Origin of the sequence: Limnobaculum xujianqingii, from assembly GCF_013394855.1 — a bacterium.
GTDB classification, from domain to species: domain Bacteria; phylum Pseudomonadota; class Gammaproteobacteria; order Enterobacterales; family Enterobacteriaceae; genus Limnobaculum; species Limnobaculum xujianqingii.
Genome location: NZ_JABMLK010000001.1, coordinates 1401247 through 1419379 on the forward strand (window position 1 = coordinate 1401247; position 18133 = coordinate 1419379).

Sequence of the window (18133 nt, forward strand, 5' to 3'; positions counted from 1 at the left end):
AGATGGTCTTCCGGCCGAACACAAAAGTGATTTAAGCCAAATCGTTTTTACGGCCGGAATATTCACAGATGCTGATTATTAGGTTTGCAGGCAGCCTCAAATGTTCAATCACTAATAACCATCAATCTACCCTTCGTTATACAACTCCAGATTTTCTGCATTATGATGATCCTTATCCGCCTTAGCGTCATCATTCCGCAAAGTATCCAGATAATCGAGATAGTTCTGATCGATATCCCGCGTGACATAAATACCGTCAAATACTGAGCTTTCAAACTTCTCGATATCGTGGTTATCTTCACGCACTGCATCAACAAGATCATCCAGATTCTGGAATATCAACGCATCAGCACCAATGATGGCGTTAATCTCGTCTACTTCACGGCCATGGGCTATCAGCTCATTGGCGGTAGGCATATCAATACCGTAAACGTTAGGGAAACGCACTTCAGGGGCGGCTGACGCCAGATAGACCTTTTTCGCCCCTGCTTCGCGCGCCATTTCCACGATCTGTTCTGAAGTGGTACCGCGAACAATAGAATCATCCACCAACAGTACATTCTTATCACGGAACTCAGCACGGTTTGCATTAAGTTTACGGCGAACTGACTGCTTACGTGCCTGCTGGCCCGGCATAATAAACGTCCGACCAACGTAGCGATTTTTTACAAAACCCTGACGATAAGGCTTGTCGAGAATACGGGCAATTTCCAGCGCGATATCACAAGAAGTTTCCGGAATAGGAATAACTACATCAATATCCAAATCGTCCCATTCGCGGGCAATTTTCTCACCCAGCTTTTTACCCATACGAACACGAGCGCTGTATACGGAAATCTTATCGATAAAAGAATCCGGGCGGGCGAAGTAAACATACTCAAACAGACAAGGATGGCTTTGCGGATTATCGGCGCACTGCTGAGTAAACATTTGCCCCTGTTCCGACACGTAGATAGCTTCTCCCGGTTCGACATCGCGCAGGAACTCAAAGCCTAAGGTATCCAGCGCCACGCTCTCAGAAGCGACCATATACTCGATACGACCATCAACCAGTTTACGTTTACCAATCACTAATGGACGGATACCGTTAGGATCGCGAAATGCCAGCATACCATGGCCAATAATCATGGCTACACAGGCGTAAGCACCGCGGATTAATTTATGCGTATTGCGAACCGAGGTAAAAATATCCTCAGGTGTTAATGGATAGTGGCGGAAGTTATCCAGCTCGCTGGCCAGAATATTCAGCAGGACTTCAGAATCGGAGGTGGTATTAATGTGGCGACGCGCCACTTCAAACATCTTCTGCTTCAATTCATGAGCATTAGTCAGATTGCCATTGTGTGCCAGAGAGATACCATAAGGGGAGTTAACATAAAACGGTTGAGCTTCAGAAGCGCTGGAACCACCCGCCGTAGGATAACGAACATGCCCAATACCCATATTCCCCTGCAGGCGCTGCATATGCCGCATCTCGAACACGTCTTTTACCAGACCGTTGGCTTTTCTTAAGCGAAAATTGTTATTTTCATCAATAGTAACAATACCCGCTGCATCCTGCCCACGGTGCTGTAGCACCGTGAGCGCATCATAGATGGATTGGTTGACTGGTGTAAAACCAACAATACCGACAATACCGCACATGCTGTCTTTTCCTCATCAGTATCACCCCACGTCCACCCTGACGAAAATGTCTATTGCGTAACGTGAGGCAAGAAACTCGACGAACTTTGCAAGTAGTCAAAGAACCACTTGATAATATGACTAAATTGCGGAATCAACTGGGACTGTACCCAGTCTGTACTTTGAGAAAACGATGTAAATGAATCAAGGAAAAACAGTAACGCCGCCACAATCAGCGCGCCTCTTAAAGCACCAAAACAGATACCTAAAACGCGGTCCGTGCCGGAAAGTCCGGTATGTTTTACCAGGGAACCTATCACATAGTTAACAATAGCACCCACAATCAATGTCGCAATAAATAGCGCGGCAATAGCAATTCCATTACGTACCAACTCGTCCTGAAACTGCGTAAAATACACTGTCAGGTAAGGGTAAAATTGACTGGCTACAAAAAATGCCGCTACCCAGGTTACCAATGACAACGCTTCACGAACGAATCCCCGAATCAGGCTAACCAGCACTGAAAAAACAATGATGCCGATAATGGCATAGTCAACCCAGTTCAACATATGTACATCCATGTATTCATAATGTGGTACTTCATAAAATCAGCCTATGTAAATGCTACGCCGTCTGATTTGCAGCGCATTCTAACAGAAAAAGAAAACGTTCGCGTATCGTTTTTCCACTTAAGCAAACGTTATCGTCCAGTACTATATGCTTTAACTTGTCCACTCAGGCCAGTCAGTCGATGTAAATCCGATAGTGATGCTTCAAGCTTCTGTTTTGAAGGATCCGGACCCACCACTAAACGGGTAATCTGCCCCTGAACCGGTGTTGTTGGCACCGTATATACCCGGTAACCTGACAAACGTAAGGTAGCAACTAGTTCATTCACCTTGTCGGCATTTTTTAATGCGCCAAGCTGAACAATATAAGCCTGACCAACAGGCGGTTTCTCTACCGGTTTGGTTGGCTCTGTCGGTTTAACCGTTGGTTTAGGGTCCGCTGGCTTCACCGTCGGTTTTGGCTCCGGCTTAGGCTCTGGTTTTGGTTCGGGCTTCGGTTCAGGTTTAACTTCTGGCTTTTGCGTTGGCGGTACAACTTCCGGAGGTAATGTCGCCCCACCATTATCGGTTGTCAGTGGTGGAGGGGTTATAGCACCTGGCTCAGAACCGTTACCCGCGTCCGGTGCGGTAGCTCCTGTATTTACCGGCGGTAAATTGTGGTTTACCGAAGGCAAAATTTCGGTGTTTTGATCGTCCCCCTCTTTAGGCACCAGAGGAATCGATGCAAACTCATCTTCGTAATGTTTTTTCTTACCATCAAACAGGCTGGGAATAACAATGACCCCAATGGCGACAATAATCACTGCCCCCACCAGCCGGTTCTGAAATTGACTAGCCATCCTGTTCTCCTGTACATGACTCCAGCGCTTCCATCACATGTGCAACCGTATGGAAGGAACCACAGACAATAATGGTGTCCTGACTACCTGCATTCTGCAGCGCTTGATTCCAGGCCTGCTTAACATCAGAAAAGATATGCGGCTGCGGTAAATATTGTGCCAACTGCTCTGCTGTCGCCCCGCGAGGCCCCTCCAGAGGAGCGCAATACCATATATCCACTTGAGGTTTCAGCAATGCTAAAGTGCCTTCGATATCTTTATCCGACAGCATGCCAACAACGGCGTATACCTTTCCACCCTGCTTAGGTAATGCGGCTAAACGTTCGGCTAAATAGCCTGCCGCATGAGGGTTGTGGGCCACATCAAGAATTCTTAATGGCGATTGACCAATCGTCTGGAAACGCCCCGGGAGTGTGGCTTGTTTTAGCCCCTGATGAATTGCGCCATCGCCCAGACTCAGAGAAGAGTAATGCAGAGCAGCCATAGCCGTAGCCGCATTAGCTAATGGAACGTTTAGCAGTGGCAATGAACTGAGCTGTTCTCCATTAGTCTGCCAGCTCCAGCTATCACCCGCAGGATTTACACTGAATGACCACTCATGACCATGACGGTAGAGAGGCGCATTGAGCTGATGGGCAACATCGGCAATACTTTGTGGCATATCCGGTTCGCCAACCACGGCCGGACGTCCTGAACGGAAAATACCCGCTTTTTCACGACCAATGCTCTCGCGATCGAAACCCAACCAATCGGTATGGTCTAACGCAATACTGGTAACAACGGCTACGTCAGCATCAACGATGTTTGTTGCATCCAGACGACCGCCCAATCCTACTTCCAGAATAACCACATCCAGTTTGGCCTGCTTAAACAGTTGAAACGCTGACAGGGTACCAAACTCAAAATAGGTCAGAGAGGTTTCTCCCCTTCCCTGTTCAATCAGAGAAAAAGCCTGAGTATGGTCACTTTCTGCCAGTTCCTGGCCCTGAATTCGTACCCGTTCAGTATAACGAATTAAATGGGGAGAACTATAAACGCCAACGCGATAGCCTTCAGCCATCAAAATCATTTCCAACGTTCGGCAGGTGGTACCTTTGCCGTTAGTTCCGGCAACGGTAAACACATAAGGGGCAGGCTTAAGCAGGTCAAGGCGTTCGGCCACGGAACGAACCCGTTCCAAACCTAATTCAATAGCCTTGCTATGCAGGTGTTCGAGATAATAAAGCCACGAGGCAAGAGGCGACGTGGCTTGTGGTATTTCCAGATCTTTCATGATTCCCGTTCACTTAGCTACGGTGTTGTTTTGCACAAACCGGCCAAAAGGCCGGGTTGTGCAATTATCATTAGTAAATCGCCGGTTACTCTTCCGCTTCTTGTGCGGGCTCTGAAGGTTCGGCCTGAATTTCACCCTCATGAGGCAGAGGTTTACCGGTCATTTTTGCCAGCAAGCCAGCTAAACGCTGACGCATTTCAGGACGACGGACAATCATATCAATTGCCCCTTTCTCAATCAGGAACTCACTGCGCTGGAAGCCCGGTGGTAATTTTTCGCGAACGGTTTGTTCAATAACTCGTGGACCGGCAAAACCGATCAATGCTTTTGGTTCTGCCACATTGATATCACCCAGCATTGCCAGACTGGCAGAAACACCGCCCATAGTAGGGTCAGTTAATACTGAAATATAAGGTAAACCGCGCTCTTGCATTTTAGCTAATGCCGCACTGGTTTTAGCCATCTGCATCAAGGAGAACAACGCTTCCTGCATACGGGCACCGCCACTGGCAGAGAAACAGACCAGTGGGCAATTATCTTCCAGTGCCTGCTCAACACCGCGAACAAAACGGGCCCCAACTACTGACGCCATTGAACCACCCATGAAAGAGAATTCAAACGATGCAACCACTACCGGCATTCCATACAGGGTACCTTTCATGACGATCAGCGCATCTTTTTCATCAGTCTCTTTTTGAGCTGCAGACAGACGGTCTTTATATTTTTTAGAGTCTTTAAACTTCAGCAGATCTTTAGGTTCAAGCTCACTGCCCAGCTCAACTTCGCTGCCTTTATCCAGGAAGCTATGCAAACGCACACGAGCACTCATTCGCATATGGTGATCGCACTTAGGACAAACGTCCAGATTACGATCCAGCTCAGCGCGATAAAGCACCTGACCACAGCTGTCACACTTGGTCCAAACCCCTTCAGGGATGCTAGCTTTGCGCGTTGGAGCGCTGCTCTTACTTAAAATTCTTTCAATCCAGCTCATTGATGACCTTTCTGTTTAAACCGAGCATACCGCTGGTCTGTTATTCAGACGGATATCTTCCCGTGATAATGACAGTCATTGTCTGACACAGGTATATGACACAAATAATCGCCCATTAAACCATAACGCTCCGATAGAGTGGACTAAAAACTTATCGGAACCCTTTATTCTGTATAGCAAAAATCATAACAATATGAATTATTGGATATTTTTATTTTTTGCTGCCGCACGACGATGGCGAATAACTTCGATCACCCCCGGCATGACGGAAATAATAATAATCGCTACGATTAATAATTTTAAGTTATCTTGCACAATCTTTAAATCGCCAAAAATATATCCTGCATAGGTGAACAGCACAACCCAGACCACCGCACCAATCACGTTATAAGCAGCAAAATGACGATAGCTCATATGCCCCATACCGGCAACGAACGGCGCAAATGTCCTGACGATCGGAACAAATCGAGCCAAAATAATGGTTTTTCCACCATGACGCTCATAAAACTCATGGGTTTTCACCAGATAACTTCTGCGAAATATTTTAGAGTCAGGGTTTCTAAATAGTTGTTCACCAAACAGTTTACCAATGGTGTAGTTTACCGCATCGCCTAAAATAGCGGCGGTAATCATTAATGCGACCATGGCATGAACATTAATATCATTTCCTGGCAACGCTGATAGTGCGCCAGCAACAAATAGCAGTGAATCTCCTGGCAAGAACGGTGTTACGACTAAACCGGTCTCACAGAACAGAATCAAAAATAGAATGCCATACACCCACATACCGTAATTTTCAAAAATCTGTGCCAAATGCACATCGATATGGAGAATAAAATCAATTAAATAAGTAATGTAATCCATAGCAGGTGTTAATCATCCACAAAGGTTGTTATCTAAAAAAAGCGGGCCTAAGGGTAAGTCTGGTAACTCAAAGCGCTCCGGGTAATCTACGGCCACTAAATACAGACCTTCCGCCTTTGCCGTTGCGGCGGCCAGTGTGCGGTCTTTCGCTGCCAGTAGTTCGGCTATCCAGTGTTCATCCTGATTACCGCAACCCACTTCCAGCAGGCTGCCTACAATATTTCTCACCATATGATGCACAAACGCATTGGCCTTTATATCTACCACTACATAAGCCCCCTGTCGCGTGACATTTAAATGATTTACATTTCGCCACGGCGTACGTGATTGGCACTGTACTGCCCGAAAGGAGGTAAAGTCATTTTCACCTAACAAATACTGACCGGCACGATGCATACGCATTTCGTCCAACGGTAAATGAAAATGGGTAACACCGCTGCTTAAAATGGCGGGACGAAAACGATGGTTATAAATAATATAGCGGTAACGGCGCGCCGTTGCACTGAAGCGGGCATGAAAATCCTCATCAACCCGCTTAACCCAACGTACGGCAATATTCTTTGGCAGGTTGGCGTTCACACCCATTGTCCAGGCAACATCTTGCCTCTGAACATTGGTTTCAAAATGGACAACCTGCCCGGTAGCATGTACTCCAGCATCAGTGCGACCAGCACAAAAAACAGATATCGGCTGATTAGCGACTTGAGTTAATGCTTGTTCCAGATGCCCTTGAACGCTGGCAACTTCCTGTTGGCGCTGCCAGCCGTAATAGGCGCTGCCATCATATTCTATACCTAATGCAACCTTGATTTTTCCCGCCTCTGACATCAGTAAAAATACTCCTGAGTCAGGCTCTCCGCCGTTTTAACCATCATTAATGCACCGCCAAAACGGATGTTGTCAGCCACTGACCAGAACTGGATCTGTTCAGGAATACCATAGTCATTACGCAAACAACCAACGCTCAGGTGTGGATTACCTGTCGCATCACCAACCTGAGTCGGATAATCATCATTCTCACTCAGTTGGATATCTTCAGCATTAGAAAGCTCATCGTAAGCTTCTTCAGCCGACAATGGGCGTAGCCCTTCCATATGTACGACTTGCGCATTACCGTAGAATACCGGAGACTGAATACAAGAAATTGAAATTGCCAACCCATCATCTTGTAATACTTTACGGGTCTCATCCACCATGCGGCGCTCTTCTTTCACGCTTCCTTCTGAATCAGGTAACAGTGGCAGCAGGTTAAATGCCAACTGCTTATTAAAGAAACCCTCTTCTACCGGTAAACCGTTTAGCAAACGCGCACTTTGGCCAGCCAGATCGTCTACTGCCGCTTTACCATGTGCAGAAGCCGATAACATGGCGGTAACCTGAAGTCTGGAAAGCCCTGCCGCTTCAGAAAGTGGCTTAATAGCTGTCAGCAATTGGCTGGTTAAACTATCCGCTACGGCAACAATATTACGGTTACGGTACTCTGACAGCGCATGATTATTCACCCCAGGCACCACTAAAGGCACTTCCGGCTCAAGGGAAAATACACCGCTGTTATCAATCACCAGACATCCGCTGTTCGCCGCTTCATCAGCATAGCGCACTGCCGCTTCGGTTCCAGCAACAAAGAACGCCAGCTGAGCCTGTGACCAGTCAAATTCAGCCGCATTCTGTACCACAATACTTTTACCATTAAAACGCAGCGTTTCACCGGCTGTACGTTCACTGGATAAAAGATACAGTTCTCCTACGGGGAAATTGCGCTCCTGTAACAACTCAAGCAAGGCCTCACCTACTGCGCCTGTCGCCCCAAGTACCGCAACTTGCCAACCATCAGTCATGCTGAACTCTCCAAATCGTTACATATATGCACATCACGGCACGTCCCTTCTCCACATTAAGAAAAAAGAACGCACCGTAAAATCATTTTAAATCAGGTGTTATCGATATCTGACGCTAAAACCAAGTTGTTGAAGCTGAGTGGCAGTATCAACATTGTCACACTCAACGACCAGAGAGGACCACTCTCTGCGTTCGACATACTCTTTACGTAAACGGTCAAACTCACCGCGCTGGCCTGCCACTTTTCTCAGTGGCGCATCATCACGGCGCACATCATACACCAGATGAACTAATCGTTTTAGCCTGTGTTCATCTAATTCACCGTTAAAAGTGATATGGTTGAACTCTGCCTGCGGTAGTAACGATGAAAGCTCAATACTTTTCGGTTGCCCTATATATTCGCTCAATGCGTGATAAATCTGGGTAGTACCACGAGCCTTACCCTCCAGCGAATAACCCGCTATATGAGGAGTACCAATATCTACTCTCGCCAATAACGGTAATAGTAAATCAGGTTCAGGTTCCCAAACATCAAGAATAGTGCTCAGCTGTTTCCCTTTCTCCAGAGCCCGTAGTAAAGCGATATTGTCTACCACCGCACCACGGCTGGCATTAATCAATATACGTCCCGGAGCCATAGCAGCCAGCACTGATTCATTCACCATATGGAAAGTTTTATCCTCCCCATCTTTATGCAAAGGGGTGTGGAAAGTCAGAATATCAGCCTGCTGTACCAGTGTTTCCAGCGGTAAAAACTCAGCACTTTTTTCTTTGCGTGCTCTGGGTGGATCACATAATAGTGTTTTTATGCCTAATGCTTTCAGTCGGTTATTTAATCTTGAACCAACGTTACCAACACCAACTATGCCAACGGTTTTATCTCTGAGTTGAAAACCATCACGTTCAGCCAACATCAGCAAGGAAGAGAAAACATACTCAACAACAGCAATCGCATTACAGCCCGGCGCTCCTGAGAAGCCAATACCATGTTGTTTAAGCCAGATATCATCAACATGGTCAGTACCCGCTGTTGCCGTACCCACAAAGCGAATCTGAGAACCACTTAACAACTCACCATTAACTTTGGTAACGGAACGCACCATTAGCACGTCAGCATCCGCTAAGCGCTCGGTGTTTAGCTGCCGTCCGGCAACCAGAGTTACCTCTCCCAACTGCCCGAAAAGTTCACGGGCATAAGGCATATTTTCATCAGCCAGAATTTTCACGTTATTTTTCTCTTATCTGTTCCGCATCAGCAGAAATCGTTGGTTTAGATTGAAGGCTATCCATAATAAAACATGGCAACATCACCGACGAATCACTATTATTAGCTGCTTTTCAGATGATGGGTATCCCTGATATCACTATATTTGCCATATTGTCAGTCAGACAATCCAGAACAATGTAATGAAGAATACCCTGAATGTATATGCTATTTCCCCGATTGCAGGGATAACAGACAGAAACAGTTGATGGAGTGATTATGAAACGTGCGGTGGTTGTTTTTAGCGGTGGTCAGGACTCTACAACCTGCCTGATTCAGGCACTCACACAGTATGACGAAGTTCATTGCGTCACTTTTGATTACGGGCAACGTCATCAGGCTGAAATTGATGTAGCCAGAACGCTGGCTAAACAACTTGGAGCCACCGCTCATAAAGTGCTGGATACAGGCTTACTGAATCAATTAGCTATCAGCAGCTTAACTCGCGATAACATTCCCGTTCCTGTCAGTGTGGATGATGGTATCCCTAACACCTTTGTACCCGGTAGAAATATCCTGTTTCTGACTCTCACGGCAATTTATGCCTATCAGATCAAAGCGCAGACAGTAATTACTGGCGTATGTGAAACCGATTTTTCCGGCTACCCTGACTGTCGAGATGAATTTGTTAAAGCACTGAACCATGCGGTTGCGTTAGGTATGGACTATCCGGTGAAATTTGAAACCCCGTTAATGTGGCTGGATAAGGCTGAAACCTGGGCTCTGGCCGATTATTACGGCAAACTGGAGTTAATCCGCCACCAAACTCTGACCTGTTACAACGGCGTTCAGGGTGATGGCTGTGGTGAGTGCCCGGCCTGTCATTTGCGTGCTAATGGGTTAAAAACTTATCAGGATAATCGCCAGCAGGTTATGGTGCAGTTAAAAAGCAAACTGGCATTAAGTTAAGTGTCTTTTGATTGACACCACGTTATACAGGCGTGGTGTCGTTGTGTTATTTCACTAGCCTGTTATAAAACTTAAAGCTTCAGGCGCGTTAAGTTACGCTCAATGGTTGCAGCACCAATACCGGGTACTTCCTGAAGCTGTTCAATGCTGGCAAAAGGCCCATGCTGTTCCCGATAACTGACGATACTCTGCGCCTTCTTCAGCCCTATCCCTAACATCACTTCTGCCAGTTGCTCCGCTGTGGCTTGGTTAATACTTACCTGAGCGTTATCTAATCCTTTTTTCCCTTTACCAGCGTTCACCATTTCTGGCGCTGGTGCTGTTACTACCGATGTCGGAGGAGCACTCTCTTTCACCAGCGCTTTATCAGCAAAAACCGGGCCACTAAGCGGTAGCAACAACGCGCCGAGAAACAGGCATTGGCGTAGAGTCAGAACTGATTTTTTCATATACATATCCTTTGATTATTAAGCTGTGCCTTATGGTCACAGTCATAACAGATTGCCCGCCCCTGTAATTCAGTTAAACCCAAGGATTTCAGATATGCAAAAGGCCGCGAAAGCGGCCTTTAATTATGATGAGACGTTACATATAAATGCGATGCATGCCGCACAGATTACTGTACGTTGGCTAAATCACCCATTTTGATTTTTGCCTGTTGACGCAGATTGCTGATCAGAGCATCTAATACCACACCACTATCCTGATTAGCCATCTGAGCACTAAATGCTTTTAATGATGCAGCATCCATTTGACCAGGATGAACCGCGTCCAGCGCAACTAAAACGATATTATCGTTCTTATCACTGGATACACCGTATGAAGGTTTACCATCTTTCGGCAGCGGTAGCGCAAATACGCTCTCGGCCAGTTGGGCATCATCAGACATACGGGTAATCACTTTCTTATCACCAAATTTAACTTTGGCGGCCTGAAGCGCTTCATCGCCTTTATCGGTTTTCAGTGCAGCTACCAGTTGGTCTGCTTGTTCACGCGCCATCTTAGTTACGTTCTGACGTTTCAGCAACTCGGTGATGTCAGCAGACACTTCTTCAAACGGCTGCACGGCTTCCGGACGATGCTCAACAATACGCAGAACAAATGCACGATCCCCTTCTACGGTAATCAAGTCAGAGTTAGGACCAGGAGCACCTTTCACACCAAACAGATCGCCACCAAAAATTTCCTGAACCACTTCAGGATAAGCCAGCTCTTTCGGCATATTGTCACGAGACAACCAGCCGCTTTCTACCGCTTTCAGGCCCGACGATTTTTCTGCTGCATCCAGAGACAGGTTATTACTGGCTGCACCATCCATCAATTTGGTCTGAATATCTTCAAACTTGTTATAAGACTTATCCTGTAACAGGTTTTTAGTAATTTCAGCTTTCACATCTTCCAACGGTTTTTCTTTTGCAGCCTGAATATCGTTCAGACGTACAACCAGATATCCCATATCAGAGTGAATTACATCAGACAGCTGACCCTTTTCGGTTAATTTTGCTTTAGCAATATCATCAGGCACGGCCGCTGCTTCCAGCCAACCTAAATCACCGCCTTTAGCACCAGAATCTTTTTCCAGTGATTTTTCTTTTGCCAATGCGGCAAAATCACCACCGCTTTTTAGCTGAGCTAATACATCTTTAGCATCACTCTCTTTAGACAGCACAATAATGCTGTAGCTGGAACGAGGTGCCTGAATATACAGCGGCTTGTTCTTAGCATAAAAATCCGCAACTTCCTGATCGCTCACTTTAATATCGTCAGTCAGTTTAGCCGCATCTACTTCAATATATTTAACCCGGGCCATTTCTGGGGCAGTAAAGCGGCTCTTATTCTGATCGTAGAATGCTTTAACTTGCGCTGCCGTCGGGGTAACTTCAGCTTTGGCTTCCAGCGCTTTCATATCGATACTGGCAACGCGAATATCACGTTGCTGTTGAATCAACGCCACAACGGATTCAGTTTCAACCGGCAGAGAGAAATTAGTTCCGGCAAATGCCGCCAGCAGTTGCTGACTCAGCAATTGTTTGCGCGTCATTTCTGCATATTGTTCAGGGGCAATCTGGAAGCGATTTAATAAGTCACGATACTTACTGTTATCAAACTTACCATCAGTCGCGAATTCAGGAGATGACTGAATAGAAACTTTAACCTGATCGTCACCAATCGCCATACCAATTTTGGCCGCGTATTGGTCAAGTAACAGATCGTTAATCATGCGGTTAAGCACCTGCTGACGCATTTGCTTCACATATGCTTCATTGCCAGCCAGTTGAGAGAACTGTTCACCAAGCTGTTGTTGTAAACGAGCACGTTCATTCATGACCGACTGCTCAAACCGGGCGCGATCAATTTCTTGTCCGTTTACTTCGGCAACGTAAGAGTTTGAACCGCCAACCAGGTAACTACCCACGCCGGTCAAAACAAACGATAGCATAATCAAAGCAAGGATAACTTTAAGCACGACACTATTCGAGGCCGCGCGTAGATTGTCCATCATAGGGTGACAACTCTCCGCTGTAATAGGGCTAAACCATGAAACATAGATATGGTTGACCGCCATCTGACGATTTACCAACGGGCTATATGTTTACTGTCAGAATTACTGCTTATCTGACAGATGGCTATAAGTTTATATTAACCTTCAAAAAAAGGCGTAAAAAAAGCGCATCATTTGATGCGCCTCTATTCTATCAGTTCATTGCCTTAAGGTAATACCTTACATGGCAAAAACCCAAAAAATCTTAGTTAACGGCGTCTTTCAGCGCTTTACCTGCGCGGAATGCCGGAACTTTTGCAGCTGCAATTTTGATTTCTTTGCCAGTTTGTGGGTTACGGCCAGTACGGGCAGCGCGCTCACGAACAACAAATGAACCAAAACCAACCAGAGAAACTTGATCGCCATTTTTCAGCGCGTCAGTTACTGCATCAATAATTGCGTCTAATGAGCGGCCAGCTGCAGCCTTAGAAATATCTGCTCCCGCAGCAATTTGGTCGATCAGTTGTGATTTGTTCACTATAAAATCCCCTTTACGATAAATTGTCGTCCCTGATCATCGATAGGGATACGACGCCACTGCTGTTATATCAAGCAAAACAAGCGATAGCAAGTCAGCCTGCGCACTAATTTAACGGTACATAAAAAAACTGGCAAGAGAGAAATCCCTTGCCAGCCCTAGTTTTATCAAGAATATTTGCTCTACATCACTTTTTTGATGCTTTTGCCGCCGTCGCAGCCTTCTTTACAGCTACTGGCGCAGCGCCAAACGGTGGATTTTGTAACGCAAGCGTCAGCACTTCTTCAATGCGTTCTACCGGATGAATGTCCAGATCGGCAATGACGTTTTCCGGAATATCTTCCAAATCACGTTTATTTTCTGCCGGAATCAGCACGGTTTTAATTCCACCACGATGAGCTGCCAGTAACTTCTCTTTCAGGCCCCCAATTGGCAGAACCTGACCACGTAGTGTAATCTCACCCGTCATAGCAACATCTGCACGCACCGGGTTTCCGGTTAAGCAAGAAACCAGCGCAGTACACATGGCAGTACCGGCGCTTGGACCATCTTTCGGCGTTGCACCTTCCGGTACGTGAACGTGGATATCACGCTTCTCGTAAAAGTCACCGTTAATACCCAGTTTTTCAGCACGAGCACGCACAACAGTAAGCGCAGCCTGAATGGACTCCTGCATAACCTCACCCAACGAACCAGTATAAGTCAGCTTACCCTTGCCCGGTACACAGGCGGTTTCGATAGTCAGCAAGTCACCGCCTACCTCAGTCCATGCCAGCCCGGTTACCTGACCTACGCGGTTTTCATTATCCGCACGGCCATAGTCAAAGCGCTGAACACCCAAAAACTCTTTCAGGTTATCTGCGTTTACCGTGATATGTTTTATGCTCTTGTTCATCAGCAAGGTCTTCACTGCTTTACGACAAACTTTGGAGATTTCACGCTCTAAACTACGAACCCCTGCTTCACGAGTGTAATAGCGAATCATAGAAACAATCGCTGAATCATCCAGCGTCAACTCACCTTTCTTCAGCGCATTACGCTCAAGCTGTTTGGTCAACAGGTGTTGTTTAGCGATATTCAACTTCTCATCTTCGGTATAGCCCGACAGACGAATCACTTCCATACGATCCAACAGTGGCGCTGGAATATTCATGGAGTTAGATGTCGCAACAAACATAACATCGGACAGATCATAATCCACTTCCAGATAATGATCGTTGAACGCTACGTTTTGTTCCGGATCCAGAACCTCTAACAAAGCAGAAGCCGGGTCACCGCGCATGTCGGAAGACATTTTGTCGATTTCATCCAGCAGGAACAGCGGGTTTTTCACCCCAACTTTGGCCATTTTCTGAATCAGCTTGCCCGGCATTGAACCAATGTAAGTGCGACGGTGGCCACGAATCTCGGCCTCATCACGCACGCCACCCAACGCCATACGCACATATTTACGACCTGTCGCATTAGCAATAGATTGGCCCAGTGACGTTTTACCTACGCCCGGAGGTCCAACTAAGCAAAGAATTGGCCCTTTAATTTTGCTAACCCGGCTCTGAACCGCTAAATATTCAAGAATACGATCTTTGACCCGATCCAGGCCGTAATGATCGGTATCCAGAATCTCTTGTGCTTTGTTCAGATCTTTTTTCACTTTACTGCGGGAATTCCATGGAACCTGAAGCATCCACTCAATATAACCACGTACAACAGTGGCTTCAGCGGACATTGGCGACATCATCTTCAGCTTCTGCAGCTCGGCTTCGGTTTTTTCCCGTGCGTCTTTCGGCATTTTTGCCGCTTCAATTTTACGCTTAAGGGTTTCTATCTCATCTGGCGCATCGTCCATCTCACCCAGCTCTTTCTGGATGGCTTTCATTTGCTCATTCAGATAGTACTCACGCTGGCTTTTTTCCATCTGTTTTTTAACGCGATTTCGAATACGCTTCTCAACCTGTAACAGGTCGATTTCAGACTCCATCATCGCCATCAGGAATTCCAGACGTTCACCGACATCAACCATTTCCAGCACGGTTTGCTTGTCACTCAGTTTCAGTGACATATGTGCAGCGATTGTGTCCGCCAGACGGGCAGGATCTTCGATTCCGTTCAGGGAAGTCAGTACTTCCGGTGGAATCTTTTTGTTTAACTTAATATAACCGTCAAACTGATTGATAGCAGTACGGATAAGAACTTCCTGCTCCTGCTCATCAATACTGGCACTCGGCATGTATTCTGCCTGTGCAGAGAAATGCTCGCCGTTATCGGCCAGCATAGTAATACGGGCACGCTGTAAACCCTCAACCAGTACTTTTACCGTACCGTCAGGCAGTTTCAGCATTTGCAAAATAGAGGCAACGGTTCCCACCGAAAACAGATCGTTAACACCAGGATCATCCATGGTGGCATCTTTCTGTGCGACCATCAGAACTTTTTTATCCTGATCCATCGCCGCCTCAAGACAACGAATAGACTTCTCCCTTCCAACAAACAGTGGAATAACCATGTGTGGATAAACCACTACGTCTCTTAGTGGCAGCGCAGGGATTTCAATGCGTTCGGAACGCTCAGCATTCATAGAGCTCTCTCTTTGTTCGTTTTCCGCCAACTAAAAAACATTAACGGAAATGGGGGGATACGTTATTAACGTAGTACATGAAAGAGTATATGGGGACTATTCAATTACATTCAACGGTAGATAAAGATAAAAAAACAGGAGGATATTATCCCCCTGTTCTTTTTACTGGTTACAACGCCATTCTCAACCGAATTTTATTGAAAACTGACGATGATTTTATCAGTTACTCACCTGACGCCTGAGCTTCAGCCTGGCTGTAGATCAGAAGTGGATCGGTGTTATTTTCAATAACCGACGCATCAATTACCACTTTATCGACATTTTCCATAGAAGGAATGTCATACATAGTGTTAAGCAATGCAGCTTCCACAATTGAACGCAGACCACGAGCACCGGTTTTGCGCGACATTGCTTTTTTAGCGATGGCTTCCAGCGCTTCATCACGGAATTCCAGCTCAACATTCTCAAGGTGGAACAACGCCTGATATTGCTTGGTTAACGCATTTTTAGGCTCTTTCAGAATCTGAATCAGCGCCTGCTCATCCAGCTCACCCAGCGTAGCCACTACCGGCAGACGACCGATAAACTCAGGAATCAAACCGTACTTAATCAAGTCACCCGGTTCAACCTGCTTAAACAGTTCGCCTTCGGTTGCTTTATCGGATGCTTTTTTCACTGTCGCACCAAAGCCGATACCAGTACCGGTTTCAATACGCATACCGATAACTTTATCCAGCCCGGCAAACGCACCACCACAGATAAACAGAATCTTAGAAGTATCAACCTGTAAGAACTCTTGCTGTGGATGTTTACGTCCACCCTGTGGAGGAACGGCCGCAATGGTACCTTCAATCAGTTTCAGTAGCGCTTGCTGTACGCCTTCACCGGAAACATCACGGGTTATGGACGGATTGTCTGATTTACGAGAAATTTTATCAATTTCATCGATATAAACGATACCGCGCTGAGCCTTCTCAACATCGTAATCACATTTTTGCAGCAGCTTTTGAATGATGTTTTCAACATCTTCACCCACATAGCCTGCTTCGGTTAATGTGGTTGCATCCGCCATAGTGAATGGCACATCAAGAAAACGTGCCAGCGTTTCCGCCAGTAATGTTTTACCGCTACCCGTTGGGCCAATCAGCAAAATATTACTTTTACCTAATTCAACTTCCTGGCTGCTATCGCTATTGCGTAAACGCTTATAGTGATTGTAAACCGCAACCGCCAGAACCTTTTTAGCCTGCTCTTGCCCAATCACATAATCGTCAAGATGCTGACGGATTTCATGTGGTGTAGGCAGTGCATTGCGCTCTCTGTGTGGGATTAATTCTTTAATCTCTTCGCGAATAATATCGTTACATAAGTCGACACATTCATCGCAGATATACACTGACGGACCAGCGATTAACTTGCGAACTTCGTGCTGGCTTTTACCACAGAAGGTGCAGTACAGCAGCTTTCCTGAACCGTCTTTGCCCTTATCTGTCATCAGTAAACCTCATAAATTTAAACTTTCTTTGTGCATCCTGCTTCACTTTCCCTGACGCATACCAATATTCGGCAGCTATTGCCGCCTACCTGTTTATATAAGTGTAGGCGCTAAATAGACTCAATGTCAGGGATAATGATTATACCCTTGAGGTAACGATCTCATCGATCAAACCGTATTCTAACGCTTCCTGAGCGGACAGGAATCTGTCACGATCGGTATCACGCTCGATATCTTCAAGTGGCTTTCCACTATGATGGGACATCAGTTGATTCATTTTGGCTTTGATCTTCAGGATCTCTTCCGCATGAATTTGAATGTCTGAAGCCTGGCCTCTGTAGCCGCCTAATGGTTGATGGATCATGACGCGAGCATTCGGTAAACATAAACGTTTGCCCGCTGCGCCAGCCGTTAACAGGAATGCACCCATTGAACAAGCCTGACCTAAACACATCGTGCTGACATCCGGCTTAATAAACTGCATGGTGTCATAAATAGACATGCCTGAAGTAATTACGCCGCCCGGTGAGTTGATATACATAAAAATATCTTTTTCCGGGTTTTCAGCTTCCAGAAACAGTAACTGAGCCACAATCAGATTAGCCATATGGTCTTCAATCTGACCGTTAAGGAAAACGATACGTTCCTTTAACAGACGAGAGAAAATATCGTAAGAACGCTCTCCCCGGGAAGTCTGCTCAACCACCATTGGTACTAACGCCATGTGAGGTGCCATAGGCTGTTCCATATCTGATGAAAAATTATCTAACTTGCCACTGTAGGACATTGGGGTCTCCTGATAGAAAAATGGCCCGGAAACAGAGCCTCCGAGCCATATTTGCAGAAGAATAGCGACTAAGTCAACTTTC

Annotated in this window: 16 protein-coding genes; 1 reads left to right on the top strand and 15 read right to left on the bottom strand. The window is 46.2% G+C overall.

All coding sequences use genetic code 11. The features are described 5' to 3' along the window. Window positions 1–126: 126 nt before the first annotated feature. From purF to pdxB, 9 genes are all read right to left on the bottom strand, one after another. Window positions 127–1644, bottom strand: coding sequence for an amidophosphoribosyltransferase (purF, locus tag GOL65_RS06355; RefSeq protein WP_140919361.1), 1518 nt, complete (start codon window positions 1642–1644; stop codon window positions 127–129). A gap of 50 nt (window positions 1645–1694) precedes the next feature. Then, complete coding sequence (gene cvpA, locus GOL65_RS06360) at window positions 1695–2189, bottom strand: colicin V production protein (protein WP_140919445.1); 495 nt, start codon at window positions 2187–2189, stop codon at window positions 1695–1697. Window positions 2190–2323: 134 nt separating this feature from the next. After that, window positions 2324–3031, bottom strand: coding sequence for a cell division protein DedD (gene dedD / locus GOL65_RS06365; protein WP_140919362.1), 708 nt, complete (start codon window positions 3029–3031; stop codon window positions 2324–2326). Beyond that, complete coding sequence (folC, locus tag GOL65_RS06370; protein WP_140919363.1) at window positions 3024–4304, bottom strand: bifunctional tetrahydrofolate synthase/dihydrofolate synthase; 1281 nt, start codon at window positions 4302–4304, stop codon at window positions 3024–3026. The genes dedD and folC overlap by 8 nt, the downstream gene beginning before the upstream one ends. 85 nt (window positions 4305–4389) lie before the next feature. After that, window positions 4390–5298: an acetyl-CoA carboxylase, carboxyltransferase subunit beta gene (gene accD / locus GOL65_RS06375; RefSeq protein ID WP_140919364.1), complete on the bottom strand. Its 909-nt coding sequence runs from the start codon at window positions 5296–5298 to the stop codon at window positions 4390–4392. A 198-nt stretch (window positions 5299–5496) separates the two neighbouring features. Continuing rightward, a complete protein-coding gene (locus GOL65_RS06380; RefSeq protein WP_140919365.1) occupies window positions 5497–6162 on the bottom strand; it encodes a DedA family protein in 666 nt (221 codons plus the stop codon). Between the two features lie 12 nt (window positions 6163–6174). Continuing rightward, window positions 6175–6990 carry a tRNA pseudouridine(38-40) synthase TruA gene (gene truA / locus GOL65_RS06385; protein ID WP_140919366.1) on the bottom strand — a complete coding sequence of 272 codons (816 nt, stop codon included), beginning with the start codon at window positions 6988–6990 and terminating at the stop codon, window positions 6175–6177. After that, on the bottom strand, window positions 6990–8000 hold the full coding sequence (locus GOL65_RS06390) for an aspartate-semialdehyde dehydrogenase (protein WP_140919367.1): 1011 nt from the start codon (window positions 7998–8000) through the stop codon (window positions 6990–6992). The genes truA and GOL65_RS06390 overlap by 1 nt, the downstream gene beginning before the upstream one ends. A 99-nt stretch (window positions 8001–8099) precedes the next feature. Beyond that, window positions 8100–9227 carry a 4-phosphoerythronate dehydrogenase PdxB gene (gene pdxB, locus GOL65_RS06395; RefSeq protein ID WP_140919368.1) on the bottom strand — a complete coding sequence of 376 codons (1128 nt, stop codon included), beginning with the start codon at window positions 9225–9227 and terminating at the stop codon, window positions 8100–8102. Between the two features lie 257 nt (window positions 9228–9484). On the opposite strand from pdxB, the gene queC reads away from it, so the two are divergent. Then, on the top strand, window positions 9485–10174 hold the full coding sequence (gene queC, locus GOL65_RS06400; RefSeq protein WP_140919369.1) for a 7-cyano-7-deazaguanine synthase QueC: 690 nt from the start codon (window positions 9485–9487) through the stop codon (window positions 10172–10174). A 71-nt stretch (window positions 10175–10245) separates the two neighbouring features. Here the strand turns inward: queC and GOL65_RS06405 are convergent, their stop codons facing one another. The 6 genes from GOL65_RS06405 to clpP form a co-directional block, all read right to left on the bottom strand. Then, window positions 10246–10623, bottom strand: a complete 378-nt coding sequence (locus GOL65_RS06405; RefSeq protein WP_140919370.1) for a ComEA family DNA-binding protein — start codon at window positions 10621–10623, stop codon at window positions 10246–10248. Window positions 10624–10790: 167 nt separating this feature from the next. Then, window positions 10791–12677 (bottom strand): peptidylprolyl isomerase, encoded by a 1887-nt coding sequence (ppiD, locus tag GOL65_RS06410; RefSeq protein WP_140919371.1) that lies wholly within the window; start codon window positions 12675–12677, stop codon window positions 10791–10793. Between the two features lie 244 nt (window positions 12678–12921). Further along, a complete protein-coding gene (gene hupB / locus GOL65_RS06415) occupies window positions 12922–13194 on the bottom strand; it encodes a nucleoid-associated protein HU-beta (protein WP_108901814.1) in 273 nt (90 codons plus the stop codon). A 187-nt stretch (window positions 13195–13381) separates the two neighbouring features. Further along, window positions 13382–15769: an endopeptidase La gene (gene lon, locus GOL65_RS06420; RefSeq protein WP_179038198.1), complete on the bottom strand. Its 2388-nt coding sequence runs from the start codon at window positions 15767–15769 to the stop codon at window positions 13382–13384. 223 nt (window positions 15770–15992) lie between these two features. Beyond that, window positions 15993–17264 (bottom strand): ATP-dependent protease ATP-binding subunit ClpX, encoded by a 1272-nt coding sequence (gene clpX / locus GOL65_RS06425; protein ID WP_130591008.1) that lies wholly within the window; start codon window positions 17262–17264, stop codon window positions 15993–15995. A 139-nt stretch (window positions 17265–17403) separates the two neighbouring features. Then, entirely contained in the window at window positions 17404–18051 is a 648-nt protein-coding gene (clpP, locus tag GOL65_RS06430; protein WP_130591009.1) for an ATP-dependent Clp endopeptidase proteolytic subunit ClpP, read from the bottom strand. Window positions 18052–18133 lie beyond the last annotated feature (82 nt).